Raw genomic sequence first — 15536 nt, 5'->3', positions numbered from 1 at the left:
TCTTGTTTCATCTCTTTACCCAATATTATTCATGAGTACTATTGACTGGATTGTACTCTTTGGTACGCTTCTTTCCATTGTGGCCTATGGTGTTTGGAAAACGCGTGGTACCAAAGACATGGACAGCTATTTAAGAGGTGGGAGCGATGTGAAATGGTGGGCCATTGGTTTGTCCATTATGGCGACTCAAGCCAGTGCCATTACCTTCCTTTCCACTCCGGGTCAGGCCTATACGGATGGCATGCGTTTCATCCAATTCTACTTTGGTTTGCCGATCGCAATGATCTTGATAGCGGTCTTTTTCTTACCGATTTACTATAAGCTAAAAGTTTATACTGCCTACGAGTATCTGGAGACACGATTCGATATGAAAACTCGAATGTTAGCTGCTTTTATCTTTTTAATACAGAGAGGTTTAGGTGCTGGTATTACAATCTATGCTCCATCTATAATTTTATCTTCTTTATTGGGTTGGGATCTCAAACTGACCAACATCATTATTGGTGTTATGGTGATTATCTACACAGTTTCAGGTGGTACCAAAGCAGTCACTCAAACACAGAAGGCGCAAATGGCCATTATGATGGGTGGTATGGTCTTGGCGGGATACCTCGTGATTGTTTCCTTGCCCTCGGGGGTTGGCTTCGGAGATGCGCTTCAGGTAGCTGGAAAAATGGGCAAATTGAACGTGGTTAACTTCGAATTTGACCTGAGCGATCGTTATAATTTCTGGTCGGGTATTACAGGGGCTGTATTCCTGTTTATGTCATATTTTGGCACAGATCAATCTCAGGTGCAGCGCTATTTATCCGGCAAATCGCTTTCAGAAAGCCGATTGGGGCTTATGATGAATGGCCTGCTGAAGGTACCGATGCAATTTATCATCCTGCTGATTGGCGCGATGGTCTTTGTATTTTATCAATACAATCAACCACCAGTCTTCTTCAATGAAACAGTGAAAGAACAGGTTTACGAAACGCCCTATGCCGATGAATTCCGTGGCTTAGAATCAGACTATGAAGACGTATTTGAGCGTAAGCTTGAGGCTGTAAATGACCTTACTGCAGCCGTTGACTCTGGAGATGAAACTCAAGTGGCAGTGGCAAAAGCACGTGTTAACCAGATGCAAACCCAATCTGACGCCATCAGAGATGAGGCAAGGGCAATGATAGGTGAGGCCGTGCCAGGCGCAGAAGTCAATGACAAGGATTACATTTTCATGAACTATGTCATGAGTGTTCTACCCATTGGTATCGTAGGTTTGCTCTTTGCGGTTATCTTTTCAGCTGCCATGTCATCAACCTCTTCGGAGTTAAATGCACTGGGTAGTACGACAACCATAGATTTTTATAAAAGACGTGTCAAACAAGACGGGGATGACCTTCATTATCTGAAATCTTCAAAGATGTTCACGCTTGCATGGGGCATATTGGCCATCATTGTGGCTTCCACACTCTCACTATTTGAGAATCTAATTCAGGCAGTCAACCTGATCGGTTCTTTGTTCTACCCAACCGTATTGGGAATCTTTGTAGTGGCTTTCTTCTTTAAGAGCATCAAATCAAATGCAGTGTTCATTGGAGCGGTACTCAGTCAGATAGCTATTATAGTTATACACTACCTGAATACGATCGGCCAGGCAGGAATATTCAAAATGGGCTTTCTATGGTACAATGCATTTGGGTGTATTCTGGTGATTGTTTTCAGCTTTATTATCAAGGTAGTGAGGGATAGATAATTAATCGCCTTTGACGAGTGACTTACACTCCTCAATGACTTTATCGGTCTTTTTAGAACGAATAAAGTTTAGCAGGGCTGGACGATCTAATATCTCCTTGCAGAGCACGACTTTTTGATCGAGTAAGAACTGTTTTTCTGACTTAGTCAATGAGCAGAGGCATGTAATCGGATATAAACCCGAGATGTCAATCCTGTCTCTAAGGCTTCCTTTGCTCGGGAAGTTCCAGGCCATTAGCTCAATGTTTTCTCCTGAAGCATAAGCAACTGCATCAGCAGTAAAACGAGTATTGGTGACAATCCAACACTTGTACTGTAGTTTGGGTGACTGCTGTTTCTTCAATTGTGACACCACATCATTGAATCGAGAATGTACATATAGGACAACTTTAATATCTGATTTGTAATTCTGGTTACTGTGATGTTTGCATTCCACTATGTATTGCACCTCGTGGTTTTTTGCCCAGACATCCACCTCATGTGTAATGCGTTTGCCTTTCATAATAACCCCCACATCTGAATCCAAACCCTGAAATGCAAAGAGATGAGAGACATACTCCTCGAAGGGGTAGCCAGATGGACCCAATTCCAATATTGCCTTTTGCAACTTGTATCGTGCGGCAAGCTGGAAAGACGATTTTCTGAGCAACTGAAAGGCATGTTTATATACCTCTTTTGTACTCAGGTTTTGGGTGGGTAAAGCTAGCACCGAATTGGTGATTTTTTGAATGAGTTCGGGGCTTGCCCCAGAACGAAAAAGCGAGTGTTCCAGCTTCTCGGTGGAGAAGGGAACCAGTTCTCCAGAAGACTTTTTTATCAATGTGCTTTTCATGCTTTTACAAAATAGTGAAAGCAAAAAATCTTCCCTAAATTTCATTCAATGTACGCGATTGTCGACATAGAAACTACAGGTAGCTCAGCGGCCTATGGCAAGATCACTGAGATTGCCATACTCATTCATGATGGCAAACGAGTGGTCGATGAATTCCAGTCATTGGTGAACCCTGAATGTGGTATTCCTATAGGGATCACTTCGCTTACGGGTATTTCTAACGAAATGGTGTATGACGCTCCCAAGTTTTATGAGATAGCGAAAGAGGTTCATCAGCTCCTGGAAGGCAATATATTTGTAGCCCACAATGTCAATTTCGATTACTCTTTCATCAAGAAAGAATTTCAAGAGCTTGGCGGAAACCTCAACCTCAATAAACTCTGTACTGTGAGATTGAGTCGTAAGATATTTCCAGGCTTAAAATCCTACAGCCTGGGAAGGCTTAGCGAGCACTTTGGAATTGAAAATGGGGCACGACATAGGGCTATGGGCGATGCTAGAGCCACGGTTGAATTAATGGACCTTTTGATCCAAAACGATACGGGGCAGATCGATCAATTTTTAAAGCGAAACTCGAAAGAGGCAGATTTACCGCCAAACCTTCCTAAAAAGACTTTTGAGGACCTTCCAGAGCTTACAGGGGTTTATTATTTCCGCGATGAACATGGAAAGGTGCTTTATGTCGGTAAGGCAAATAAGATCAAGGCCCGTATCAGAAATCATTTTTCTGCCACTGATGTAGTTTATAAACAAGGCTTGAAGGATCAGATTTACGATATCTCTTACGAGCTGTGTGGCGATGAACTGATCGCCTTTCTTCTGGAGTCCTTCGAAATAAAAAGACTGTTTCCTCCGTTCAATAAGGCGCAAAAATATCCTTCGGCCAAATACGGATTGTATCATTATGAAGATGTAAGAGGCTTTCATCGATTGTCTATAGGGAAAGTGCAAAAGGGGCACGTTCCAGTCAAGGCATTTACGTCTTTTGATAAGGCAAGAACCTTCCTGATCCAATTTGTAAAAGAACATAACCTCGATCCTGAACTGTGTAGCCTTCCAGCTTCAATGATGAAGTATTTCGGCTATTCTTTCAAAGACTCTGAAAAAGAAGAACTGAAGGAACGATTTAAAATCGCGATAGCCTCATTAGATGATGCCAAGCAGACCTATTGCTTGTTGGGTGAGGGTAGAACCATAGGAGAGAAGAGCGTGGTTCTGGTAGAAGAAGGTGCTTATAAGGGGTTTGGTTTTTTTGATAATGACTTCAAGGGAGATTCACTGGACGAATTGAGAGACATTGTTCAAGTTTATCCTGACAATCCCGAGGTACACCGGATTATCAATCAATTCAAAGAGAAGCGACAAATCTTGACATTTTAGTGGCACCCAAAAGTAGGGTGAGTGCTGACTTGGTTGTTTAATTTATTGAACAACATACCAACCGTAGATATAATTTTCCGTTGGAATAAATATTGGATAGAGCGTATCTTTTAGTAAACATCTAAGTGCTGGAAGATGTTATTATTACGTTAGATAAAACACCTATGAAAAAGACTAAAGAAATCGGAGGAAAATTGTTGAAGTATGCTGAAGAAAGCATCCAACAGCGATCTCTGAAAACAAGCAAGCGTATCAGGAAGTACGTGGATAACGTTAGTGACGTGAGCAAGGAGTTAATGCTTTCTAGTTCTCTAATGGCCATCCACAAGAAAATGAAGATCTCTGAGTAGGTCTTTCATCAAGGCTGTTTCGAATTAAGACGAATTTCCCAAAAAGAGAATTCGAAATTCGTTTTTGTGCATGTGAACAGTTAATTTTAAGCTTTGATCGATTGGTAGGGTTATTGACTACTTAACCGTACTATTATCAATTAAAGCATTTATGCTACAAGACACTGACTACTATTCCTATCTAAGCTGTCCGTTTACCGGTCGAAAGTTGCGTTTCCTTTCCGAACAGGAATTGGAAAATGTAAATGAACGAATTGGTAGACGCGAACTGTATTTCCACCCCGGAATATTAGTCTCTACAAAACTCACTCGCGCACTTGTTACAGAGCATCAGAGTTATATCTATCCAGTATTTGATAATATCTTTTACCTCAAGAGAGAGACCGCGATAGTTGCAAAAAATCGTACGGAAAACTATCTCAAAAGAGTGAGTCAAAATGTGATTGATGACTTTGAGTCAAGGTATGAGTTGAACACAGTGAATGAACAAGTGGTCACGAGTTCGTCTAAGAAACTCGAAATGCTCAGCCCTGATCGGGTTACTTCCCTGAGGGCCAACTATCCTAAAACTGGAGAAAACTTCGTTTCGATATGTGCCAATGATATTGATGCTATTTATAATCTGGTTTTTGAAACAAGGTATAAGCGATATATTCATGTGGAGTTCGACCTAAGAAAACTAAAGTCTATCGAGGCTGAACTGAAAGAAAACACGGTTTTAATTCTGGCAGATAATGGCAAGTTGCCATTCGAAGATGGGGCAATAGATGCAATGTTTTCTTTCGACCCCATTAATAAGTATGCTAAAGCCGATCAGAAATTCATCTATGATGACTTCAAAAGAGTCTTGAAGCCTGGAGCTCTCTCAACGGTGCTCTTTGAGAATGATAAACCTTTGCATGCTAAGCTGCTTTCAGGAGTAGACAAATTATCTAAGACAGCCAGGAGTGTTGTGATGCCTTGGAAAAGGTCCAAACTAGCAAAAATTGATTTTCAAGGAGTAAAACCAGCTCCAATCGAATCACAGTCCGATGAAATTGTCAGCAAGACTTCTCTTGGTAGACAATTTTCCTAATAACTCAATCCGAGACAAACCTTTTGTTCGTATATAAGGTTAGCAGTTTAAAATTATTCATATGAAGTCTAAAGTAATCTTGTTGTCAGGACTTGTGGTTATACTGGCAACTAGCTTTTTTGCTTTGAAAGGACAAGAAAGCGTGTCTCAGGATAAACAAAAGGATCAGTCAGAGAAATACGAGATCCAATTGTCAGAAGAGGAATGGAAGAAGAGGTTGACACCAGAACAATATCATATCCTTAGAGAACAGGGTACCGAACGTGCATTCACAGGAAAACTGAATAAGTTCTATGAGAAAGGAACTTATTATTCTGCTGCTTCGCTTCAACCCGTTTTTAGTTCTGAGACGAAGTATAACTCCTACTCAGGGTGGCCAAGTTTTTGGAAACCTATAGATGATGATGCCATCAAATTGGTGAAGGATACCACTTTCGGAATGGTAAGATGGGAAGTGGTGGATAGCAAAAGTGGTTCGCATTTGGGACACGTATTTGATGATGGTCCTGAACCCACAGGGAAGCGCTATTGCTTGAATTCGGCAGCTCTCATTTTTGTACCAGAAGGCGAAGAGCCTCCAAAATTTAAAAAACCTGAGAACTAATTCAGGAGAACAAAATATTTGATTAACATTGGCCTGATTTATCAGGCCTTTTTTATTTGACTTATGGAAGAACCGAAAGCACTCAACAGCGTAGCTGAATTTCACAAAACTTTTAAACACCCGATTTTACCATCACCACAAATTCCTTCTGCAGACAGGTGCAAGCTTAGAGTTTCTTTGATTGCTGAAGAACTGAAAGAGTTGGAAGAGGCAATTGCCGATAACGACTTAGTAGAAGTAGCAGATGCATTGGCCGATATACAGTATGTACTTTCTGGGGCTATTCTGGAATTTGGTTTAGGTGACAAGTTTAAGACACTGTTTGATGAGGTACAAAGATCAAACATGAGTAAGACTTGCAAGACTATGGAAGAGGCAGAAGCCACCAGAGCCCATTACCAGCAAAAGGATGGTACGGAAAGTTACATTGAGGAGTCTGACGGGCACTTTTTGGTGTATCGAAAAGGAGACAACAAGACGCTCAAGTCAGTTAATTACTCACCTGCTGATTTAAAAAGCATTTTAGCTGACCATCTCTGAAAACTTTTGACCTGTGCAGATCGTTAGGGAACCTGAAACGATTATAGGAAAGAAATGCAGGGAATCTATTCAATATTAATATCAGTTGTCTTCAATTTATCAATGAGCTCTTGTGCTCAAGATGGACAGACTAAACTTGTTGCCTTAGAAGCTCAGGACGGAGACGCCATTGCCACTTTTGCAGGAGGGTGCTTCTGGTGTACCGAGGCCGTCTTTGAAAGGGTAATTGGTGTGAAAGATGTTTATTCTGGCTACACTGGTGGCAAGGAAGAAAACCCAACTTACCGTCAGGTGAGTTATGGTAAATCGACTCATGCAGAGGCCATTCAGATTATTTATGATCCAGAGGTCATAAGCTATCAAGAGTTGCTTGATATCTTTTTTATTAGTCATTACCCAACACAGGTGAATGGCCAAGGGCCAGATCGAGGTGCACAATATAGAGCCGTTGTATTCTACCATGATGAAGCTCAAAAGAAAGCTGCCGAGTCGATCATTCAGAAATTGACTGACTCGGGAAAGTATAAGGAGAAAATTGCCACGACTGTTGAGGCATATGATAAATTCTGGATGGCTGAAGACTATCACCAGGATTATTACGAATTGAACCCTGGTAACCCTTACATCATTCAAGTGGCCATCCCCAAAGTCAAGAAGTTGAAAAAGTACTTTCCTGACAAGATCAAGGCGAAGTATAAGACAGAGAAATAATTCAAAGTTTGTTTAGGGCAGAAATGATTTTCTGCCCTCTGTTTTTAAATCCCGCTGTACCATAAGGGAGCTGGTCTTCTATCACAATGCGTAATTCATCCTTGAGCTCAGGAATGTTTTTGATGATGTTGTAGGCCACCGTCATCGAGAATACTTTCACTGCGACTGTCTCGTCATTTTTGGACAGGAACTTCATGGCGATATCCAATAAATCACCCCAAACATCTTCCTCGAGTTCGATTTCTTGTAGGTAGCGCATAGTATTGCGCTTGGCAGCTACATGGACGTCTGGGTTTTTTAGGTTCTGAATCATTTGAGGAGTGTAGGGTTTAATCCAGTCAGGCCTTGACCGTCCTAAATCACCGACTACCCAGGCAGACCTTTGAATAAGCCGGTAGGATTCATTTAAGAATATATCCATTAAATCGTCAACCTTTCCGGGATGAGCTTCAATGTATGATACGATTAATGCGGTATTCTCTTTTGAGTGTTCTTTTAAGAGTTGTTTTCTCAGGTCCATATTTTTATATCAGTGAAATTTAGGCATCTTTAATTTCGGTCAAAAGCAAAATTGAATGGATATTATTCTCGTCATTTTAGGGTCAATCTGTATGATTGTGGGTATTCTTGGGTGTTTTCTTCCAATTATTCCCGGCCCTCCTGTTAGCTTCATTGGCATATTACTGCTTGAATGGACTGAAAAGTCTCCCTTTGATTCAGATACTTTGTGGTTATGGGGGCTAGTAGCTGCAGGGGTTACGGCATTAGACTATGTGGTTCCTGTTTACGGCACCAAAAAGTTCGGAGGTACCAAGCGAGGTGTATGGGGTAGCACAATTGGCTTGATTGTAGGTTTGTTCTTTGGCCCACTAGGAATAATTCTCGGACCCTTTATTGGTGCTTTTTTGGGTGAGATGAGTACGGGGAAGGCCACTAATAAACAAGCCCTAAGAGCTGCATTTGGTGCTTTCGTTGGCTTTGCGGTTGGAGTGCTGATTAAATTAATCGCCTCCGGTTGGATGGCCTGGATTTTCTTCACTAATATCTTCTAGACATTCCTTGCAATCAATTTGAGATTCTCAGACTCCCGCCTTACTATTTTAGACATCAATTTGTATCTTTTGTTAAGCTGTGTTTCTACAGCTTAGATATAGAATTAATAAGCGTTAAGAATGTCTCAAAAGCCTGTCACCCGATATACAAAAAGTGGCCGAATCAACATTGCCTACCAAGTTTTTGGTACGGGATCAGTTGACTTAGTATACATCCCAGGGTGGGTGTCCAATATTGATTGGATGTGGTCATGTCCGGAGCTGGTGAATTTTCTCCAGGAACTTGGCAAAATATGTAGAGTTGTTCTTTTTGATAAGCGAGGGACAGGTTTATCTGATAGGGTAGTTGAACTGTCTACCTTGGAAGAGCGAATGGACGATATTCGAGCTGTAATGGATGCGATCGGCTCAGAGAAAGCTGTTTTGTTTGGACATTCTGAAGGTGGATGTGTATCGGCACTATTCGCTGCTACTTATCCGAATAGGGTAATCTCCTTAATCACTTTTGGAATATTTGCTAAACGTAGGTATGCCCCTGAATATCCCTGGGCTCCCACAGATGAAGAGCGCCAGGCAGTTTACGACATGATAGAGAATGGATGGGGCAGTGGGAGAATGAACCTAGAGTCTCTTGCTCCCTCGAAAGCTAATGATGATGTATTCATGAGCTGGCTGGCCAACTATTTTCGTTCTGGTGCTAGTCCTAGTGCTGCCATGGTACTGACCAAAATGAATACTGAAGTTGATATCATTAATATTTTGGGCTCAATCAGGGTGCCTACTTTAATTATGCAGCGCAAGCATGACGTTGATGTGCATATAGAAGAGGGAAGGTTTATTGCTGAACGGATTAGAGGGTCAAAGTTCGTTGAGCTTGAGGGCAATGATCACTTATTTTGGGTGGGTGATACTTCTAGAGTATTAAACGAGATGAAAGCGTTTATTACCAATGTTCAGCCAGCAAAGATTTATGGAGAAAGACTTTACACCCTGTTGGCTGCGAATGTGGTGCAGTCAAGCAAGACCGGCCCAAATCCACAGGAGATAATTAGAAATCTTGTTATTCAATATAGAGGGCAGATTGTTCAGTATAACCAAAAGACTTTTACAGCTATTTTCGAAGGCCCAAGTAAAGCCGTTCATTGTGGTATTGATCTAATCAGTACAATGTCTCGACTGAATATTCAGCTTTCTGTGGGGGTTCATATCAAAGAGAGTTTGACGAATGAGACTCACTTTATAAATGACCAAACCAAGCTGCTAATCGAATCTATCCTAAAACCAGCTGGACCTAACCAAATTTTAATTACACAACCTGTTAAGTTTTTGCTTTCTGGAGCCGGACTTAATTTAAAAGAGCATAAGACTATCATTGAACCGATTACAGGAGAATCTCTTCCATTGTTCCTTGCAACTGATCATTTGGAGGTCGAAGTCTCTCCTTTAGATAACGAGCGAAGGGCCTTGCCTCAAAATGACTCCTTCTTAGAGAACGTGTTGCAAGTGATAGAGAAAAATTTGAGTGATGAATTTTTTGGGGTAGAGAAGCTGTGCAAAGAGATCGGTGTTAGTGAGCGTCAGGTGCAACGGAAGTTAAAAGCGATAACGAATAAATCTCCCAATCAGCTGATTTCCTCCGTGCGGTTACATCGTGCCAAGGAGTTGTTGTTTAATAATACATTAAATGTGTCTGAGATAGCTTTTCAGGCAGGTTTTTCCAACCCATCTTATTTCTCCAAAGTCTTTAAAAAGGAATTTGGTTCTAGTCCTTCCGAATTGATCAGATAGAGACTTGCCTGTCTTTGTCGGAATTGTCTTAGACTATCGAAACCCTCTGAATATTTGTCGGAAATGTTAATGCATTCACCGGATTTGTGCTAGTCGGCCCTGTTCGGATGAGATAATTTTGTGTTGATAAAACACAAAAACGACTTCAGTTGAAATTAAAAATGAAAGTACGCAGCCTTTTTAAACCTCTGACTGTAATAACTACAAACCATAACACTAACTCAATGAAACAGATTAAACTCTTCTTGATACTATCCATGGCGACACTGCTCACATGGGCCTGTACCAATGATAAAGAACCACTGCCAGACACAACAGATTGTACTAATGTACTTAGCATTGCAGCCACCAGTCAGGTTGACTCGAATTGTGGTCAGAGTGATGGGGGATTTACGGTAGCCGTAACCGGAGGTTCTGGAAACTATACTTACCAAATTGCGTCCAGTGCCAGTCAGTCCTCACCGGTATTTGAAAACCTTGAAGCAGGTGTGTATACGGTTATAGCCACTGATACTGACCTAGGCTGCACCGCAGAAATTGAGCTGCAGGTCAGAAATCAGGATGGTGTCAATGCTACCTTAGCGACTACGGAAAGTGACTGTAATGTGCCAGGAGGCACCATACAAGTGACTGCTGCGGATGGCGTACAACCTTATGAATATAAGGTAGATGACGGTGCCTTCCAGGCATCATCAAACTTTAGTGATCTAGCGCCAGGTGCGTATGCAATAACTGTAAGGGATGCGAACGGATGCGAAGTGGAGTTGCAAGCTCAGGTCGGCTCTACTGTAGTGTTTGCGGAGATTAGAAACATTGTACAGACTAATTGTGCAGTCTCAGGCTGTCATAATGGTAATATTTCCCCTGATTTTAGAAATGATGCCAACATTCTTGGAAGGGCATCAAGAATTCAAGCTAGAACCAGCTCGAGAACAATGCCTCCGGCTACAAGCGGTAGATCTCTATCGAATGAAGAAATTGCTAACATAGTGTGCTGGGTTAATGATGGCGCATCAGGAAATTAAGAAATTATGAAAAAGAAAAGACTTTTAATCGCAGTCGCAATCATAGGTGCTATAGCAGCATACTTTGTTTGGGCGAATTTTTTGAAGACGGCACCTTCTATGAGGAAGCTGGATGCTGAATACGAGGTACAAGCGATACCCTTTTATAATGAGTTTGATAGCAATGAAGCCACTGCGAATACGAAGTATCTCAATAAGATAGTCCAAGTGACTGGAGAAGTGGCGGACATTGAAGTAACAGAAGGTAGTAAGCCTATAATAAGCCTTAAGACAGAAGGTTTTGGAGTCATCAAGTGTACCATGGAGTCTGATTTAGATCAGGAAGAGCTCTCTAGAATTGAGGGAAATGCTGAAATAACTATCAAAGCGGAGTGCATAGGTATGTTACTGGATGTGCTACTGAATCGCTCTATAATTATTGAATCGAACTAGTAATTGAAACCTAAGACAATGAAAACTATAAAAACACTTTTTACACTAACCTTATTATTAACTGCCATGGCAGTCCAAGGTCAAGACAGGTATTTGACCAGAACAGGTCATATCAAGTTTTTCTCACATGCACCGCTGGAAGATATAGAAGCGCATAACAACAAGGTGCTCAGTATTGTGGATTTGGCCAAAGGTCAGGTGGCCGTTGATATGCTGATCAAAGCATTTGAGTTCGAAAAGAAGTTGATGCAAGAACACTTCAATGAGAACTATATGGAGTCTGATAAGCACCCTAAATCAACTTTTAAGGGGACTTTTGAAGTCCCCGATGGGCTCAAATCAATGACTGAAGGTTCTTATGAGGTCGATGTGACGGGAGATCTTACAGTTCACGGTGTAACGAAACCTTTGAGTACTAAGGCTACTTTGGCAGTTGCAGGAGGTAAGCTCTCTGGAGGTCTTGTTTTTAAAGTGAAGGTAAAAGACCATGACATCAAGATTCCAAAAGTTGTAGTGAGAAATATCGCTGATGAAGTAGAAGTCACCGCTACATTCGATTTTGAACCTTATAAGTAAGCCCATATGAAAAGGATAAGTACATTTTTATCATTGTTTTGTTTGATCACTATGAGTCTAAGTGCTCAGGACGACCTTTTGGATTTGTTAAATGAAGAGCAAACCGAAGAAATCAACTTTACTTCTGCGACATTCAAAGGCCAACGCTTGATCAATGGTCATACGGTTGTTACCAGAAAGAAGGCTGAACTCGAGTTCCTTATTTCGCACAGGTTTGGTAGAATCAATAGCGGTATTGATGAGTTTTTTGGATTGGATGCTGCTAACGTTCGTTTCTCTCTGGAATATGGTCTCAGTGATAATATCACCGCAGGAATAGGCAGAAACTCACTCGAGAAAGTCTATGATGGGTTTGTCAAATACAACTTGATGAGACAGTCAACAGGAAAGGTAAATAACCCAGTGACGATTACCGGATTGAGCAGTATTGCCATACGTACAGCAGACAATTTTGACTTTGCTGACGATGATTTCGCATCAAAAGTATCCTATACACATCAACTTCTTATTGCTCGAAAGTTGAATGATAAGTTTTCTGTTCAATTGTCGCCAACATATGTACACAGAAATAAAGTACTGGAGAACCAAGAAAACGATATAATGGCTCTTGGAGTGGGAGGAAGAATGAAGTTGTCTTCACGAATAGCGCTAAATGCAGAATATTTCTATCGACTTACCGAAGAATTGAATAGTGATTTTAAGGACGCGATAGGAGTGGGTATAGAGATTGAAACAGGGGGGCACGTTTTCCATCTTAACTTCACAAATGCGCGGTCTATGGCCGAAAGAGCATTTATTACGGAGACAACGGGAGATTTCTTCGGTGGTGATATCCACTTTGGGTTTAATATCTCGCGAGTATTTTAAATGCTTATAGTACACTATTAATATATTAATATACATTTACTTATACATATTTAAATATGTTAAAATATTAATATATAATACGATTTCAGATTAGACTGTTTTAGGCGTTGGGTTTTGACTAATTTAGATCATAGATGATCAGTCAAGCTCAACGCCTTTTCTTTGAATAATACTCCACGCTTTACTTCAAAACTTGCAGCCATCCTGACCATGATAGGAGTGTCTGTTGGTTTGGGTAATGTATGGCGCTTTCCCTATATGATGGGCCAGAATGGGGGGAGTGCATTCTTATTCATTTACCTCATCTTCACACTCTTGTTTGCTGTCCCCGCACTGGTGAGTGAACTCGCACTGGGCAGAGAGACACGCAAAGGTCCTTTAGGCGCATTCACTTCCATTTTCGGAGTACGAATTGGCAAGTGGGTGGGTTACTTGTTGCTGCTCACCGTCTTGGTGGCAGACTCCTATTACTTAGTGGTTATCGGTAACGTAGCATTCAGTGCGTATTTCTCTTTAGCCGAAGGATTTTCATCGGACACCAATGAGGCTTATCAGCAGGGACTAAACAATGGGGGACTTCAACTTCTCATCACTTTTGTGATACTGTTATTGAGTCTCCTTATTATTCGTCTAGGATTAAAGCGCGGTATTGAAAGAGTGAGCAAAGTTCTGGTGCCCTTTTTCCTAATTGTGATTATCTATCTGACTGTTCAAACCCTCAATTTGGAGGGCGTAGGTGAGCAGCTAAGCACTTTCATTAGACCCGATATCTCAGCCATTACCATAGATGTAATTTTTGCCGGTTTAGGACAGGCCTTCTTCTCATTGGGCTTGGGAGGAACCTTTCTGCTCTTATATGGAAGCTATATGAAAAAGGATCAGGAGATAGTGGGAGTGGCCATTTCTACGGGCCTTGGTGACATGGCTGCAGCTGTATTGGCTTCGCTGTTTATTATTCCGGCTATTCTTGTGTTTAATCTCGATATGACTTCTGGGCCCAGCTTGTTATTCAATACACTGCCCGAGTTGTTCAGTCAAATGCCAATGGGAAGATTTTCAGGAAGCCTCTTTCTTTTAGCCCTAACGGGAATAGCCTTTCTCTCGAATATTGCTGCGCTCGAAGTATTTGCTAACGCCTTGAGGGAACAGAACAAAGTCAAAATTTCAAAGAATCAGATCATTTGGCTGTTGGGAGGAATCGAGGCAGTACTGATCATTCCTAGTGCCCTTTATCCTGAACTAATAGGCCATTTGGACTTGATCTTTGGTTCGGGTATGCAGACTTTCGGAAGTGTTATATCCATTATAGGTTTGGCTTGGTTTGTGAAAAGAAGAAGAGCGCTTCTACAAGTTTTCGGAGAACAATCCAAGGGAAAAATACCCTCTATATACTTCTTGTTGATCAAATGGGTAATTCCTGCCATATTGTTATTAATACTAATTAGCTATATCTATTCATCCATATTCTCATGATTAAACCCTCTAAAGAACACGGCATTGAAGCTGTAAATCAAGAGTTCAAAAAATACGAACAGGTAGATAAGGATCAGACTTATAATCTGGCTGAAAACGAGTCTGAGGACCAATTCGACAATGAATATGTCATCGAGACTTGTGACTTGACGGAGTTTTTTCATGGGGGTGATGAAGGAAAAGAGGCTTTTGCAGAAAAGCTGGGTAAGGCCATGGAAGGGATCGGATTCGTGGTATTGACAGGTCATGGTATTGATACAAGCTTATATGATGAAGCTGAAGAAAAGACAAGGGAGATATTCGAAGACATTAGTCTTGAAGATCGATTGCCATTTGAAGCACAAAGGCATGGATCGGTGAATCAAGGTTATTTCCCCATCAAAGAGACCACAATTATCCATCCCGATCTGGTCGAAGGATGGGTGTTTTGTAGAAGGGCCTTTGATATGCCAGGAAATAGAAATCCTGACTATAAGGCATCTGACTTCTGGCCAAAACCGGGCTATGAGCCATTTTTTAGGTCACTATGCCTAGAGCATGAGAAATTGATATTGCCCATCATGCAAAGCATTTTGAGGTATTTGGGCTGCGATCCGCATGCCTACGATCAAAAACTGACGAACACAAATTTCGGCTTTCGACTCAACTATTATCCACCAGTCACCCATGAAGATGATGCTTCTGGAGCCGGCCGTATGTTAGGGCATGAGGATGTTGATTTGTTCACCATACTGCCTTCTTCAGCGGTCGAAGGACTTCAGGTATTGAACCGTAAGAATATGAAATGGATTCGCCTAAATCCCCCGAAGGGAAGTATCATTCTAAATACGGGTGATTATATGCAGCGAATTACCAACGATCGATTGCCATCTACAACGCATAGAGTATCCAAACCAACCTCAAAAGGCCTGTATCAAAAGCCTAGAATCAGTGTTCCCATGGCCGTATATGTTTGGGAAGAAGAGATGCTTCAAGTACTTCCATGTTGTGGAAAACCTAAGTATGAGCCTATCAATGCTGAAACTTTCCATACACGCATCACCAGCAAGTACTATGGTGATGATTATTCGGATGACTGAAGTTCTTAAGAGATA

At 41.3% G+C, this 15536-nt stretch carries 17 protein-coding genes; 15 read left to right on the top strand and 2 right to left on the bottom strand.

Annotated elements, in window-relative coordinates:
- The first annotated feature begins 31 nt into the window (after positions 1 to 31).
- Positions 32 to 1738, top strand: a complete 1707-nt coding sequence (locus tag BFP97_RS05340) for a sodium:solute symporter (protein WP_069841422.1) — start codon at positions 32 to 34, stop codon at positions 1736 to 1738.
- On the opposite strand, the gene BFP97_RS05335 is transcribed toward BFP97_RS05340, so the two are convergent.
- On the bottom strand, positions 1739 to 2569 hold the full coding sequence (locus BFP97_RS05335) for a restriction endonuclease (RefSeq protein WP_069841421.1): 831 nt from the start codon (positions 2567 to 2569) through the stop codon (positions 1739 to 1741).
- A gap of 48 nt (positions 2570 to 2617) precedes the next feature.
- On the opposite strand from BFP97_RS05335, the gene BFP97_RS05330 reads away from it, so the two are divergent.
- The 6 genes from BFP97_RS05330 (at position 2618) to msrA (ending at position 7229) form a co-directional block, all read left to right on the top strand.
- Complete coding sequence (locus BFP97_RS05330) at positions 2618 to 3949, top strand: exonuclease domain-containing protein (RefSeq protein WP_069841420.1); 1332 nt, start codon at positions 2618 to 2620, stop codon at positions 3947 to 3949.
- A gap of 164 nt (positions 3950 to 4113) precedes the next feature.
- Positions 4114 to 4299, top strand: a complete 186-nt coding sequence (locus BFP97_RS05325) for a hypothetical protein (protein WP_139135196.1) — start codon at positions 4114 to 4116, stop codon at positions 4297 to 4299.
- A 151-nt stretch (positions 4300 to 4450) separates the two neighbouring features.
- The gene (locus BFP97_RS05320) at positions 4451 to 5374 is read left to right on the top strand and encodes a class I SAM-dependent methyltransferase (RefSeq protein ID WP_069841418.1); all 924 of its coding nucleotides are present in this window, start codon (positions 4451 to 4453) and stop codon (positions 5372 to 5374) included.
- A 61-nt stretch (positions 5375 to 5435) separates the two neighbouring features.
- Positions 5436 to 5978 (top strand): peptide-methionine (R)-S-oxide reductase MsrB, encoded by a 543-nt coding sequence (gene msrB, locus BFP97_RS05315; protein WP_069841417.1) that lies wholly within the window; start codon positions 5436 to 5438, stop codon positions 5976 to 5978.
- Positions 5979 to 6041: 63 nt separating this feature from the next.
- Positions 6042 to 6518 (top strand): nucleoside triphosphate pyrophosphohydrolase family protein, encoded by a 477-nt coding sequence (locus tag BFP97_RS05310; protein ID WP_069841416.1) that lies wholly within the window; start codon positions 6042 to 6044, stop codon positions 6516 to 6518.
- 102 nt (positions 6519 to 6620) lie between these two features.
- A complete protein-coding gene (gene msrA, locus BFP97_RS05305; RefSeq protein WP_221406590.1) occupies positions 6621 to 7229 on the top strand; it encodes a peptide-methionine (S)-S-oxide reductase MsrA in 609 nt (202 codons plus the stop codon).
- A 1-nt stretch (position 7230) separates the two neighbouring features.
- On the opposite strand, the gene BFP97_RS05300 is transcribed toward msrA, so the two are convergent.
- Positions 7231 to 7749 carry a hypothetical protein gene (locus BFP97_RS05300; RefSeq protein ID WP_069841414.1) on the bottom strand — a complete coding sequence of 173 codons (519 nt, stop codon included), beginning with the start codon at positions 7747 to 7749 and terminating at the stop codon, positions 7231 to 7233.
- A 55-nt stretch (positions 7750 to 7804) separates the two neighbouring features.
- On the opposite strand from BFP97_RS05300, the gene BFP97_RS05295 reads away from it, so the two are divergent.
- The 8 genes from BFP97_RS05295 (at position 7805) to BFP97_RS05260 (ending at position 15521) form a co-directional block, all read left to right on the top strand.
- A complete protein-coding gene (locus BFP97_RS05295; RefSeq protein ID WP_069841413.1) occupies positions 7805 to 8281 on the top strand; it encodes a DUF456 domain-containing protein in 477 nt (158 codons plus the stop codon).
- A 120-nt stretch (positions 8282 to 8401) separates the two neighbouring features.
- Positions 8402 to 10069 (top strand): alpha/beta fold hydrolase, encoded by a 1668-nt coding sequence (locus tag BFP97_RS05290; protein ID WP_069841412.1) that lies wholly within the window; start codon positions 8402 to 8404, stop codon positions 10067 to 10069.
- Between the two features lie 224 nt (positions 10070 to 10293).
- Positions 10294 to 11094 carry a hypothetical protein gene (locus BFP97_RS05285; RefSeq protein WP_170827409.1) on the top strand — a complete coding sequence of 267 codons (801 nt, stop codon included), beginning with the start codon at positions 10294 to 10296 and terminating at the stop codon, positions 11092 to 11094.
- A 6-nt stretch (positions 11095 to 11100) separates the two neighbouring features.
- Positions 11101 to 11526, top strand: coding sequence for an OB-fold protein (locus BFP97_RS05280; protein ID WP_069841410.1), 426 nt, complete (start codon positions 11101 to 11103; stop codon positions 11524 to 11526).
- Between the two features lie 18 nt (positions 11527 to 11544).
- Entirely contained in the window at positions 11545 to 12102 is a 558-nt protein-coding gene (locus BFP97_RS05275; protein ID WP_069841409.1) for a YceI family protein, read from the top strand.
- A 6-nt stretch (positions 12103 to 12108) separates the two neighbouring features.
- Positions 12109 to 12969: a DUF5777 family beta-barrel protein gene (locus tag BFP97_RS05270; protein ID WP_069841408.1), complete on the top strand. Its 861-nt coding sequence runs from the start codon at positions 12109 to 12111 to the stop codon at positions 12967 to 12969.
- A gap of 162 nt (positions 12970 to 13131) precedes the next feature.
- Positions 13132 to 14442, top strand: a complete 1311-nt coding sequence (locus BFP97_RS05265) for a sodium-dependent transporter (protein WP_069841407.1) — start codon at positions 13132 to 13134, stop codon at positions 14440 to 14442.
- Positions 14439 to 15521, top strand: a complete 1083-nt coding sequence (locus tag BFP97_RS05260; protein ID WP_069841406.1) for a 2OG-Fe(II) oxygenase family protein — start codon at positions 14439 to 14441, stop codon at positions 15519 to 15521. Before BFP97_RS05265 ends, BFP97_RS05260 begins: the two co-directional genes overlap by 4 nt.
- Positions 15522 to 15536: the final 15 nt, after the last annotated feature.

The organism is Roseivirga sp. 4D4 (genome assembly GCF_001747095.1).
Classification (GTDB): domain Bacteria; phylum Bacteroidota; class Bacteroidia; order Cytophagales; family Cyclobacteriaceae; genus Roseivirga.
The sequence above is the reverse complement of the archived record's forward strand: the minus strand, read 5'-3'. Positions and strand labels throughout refer to the sequence as shown.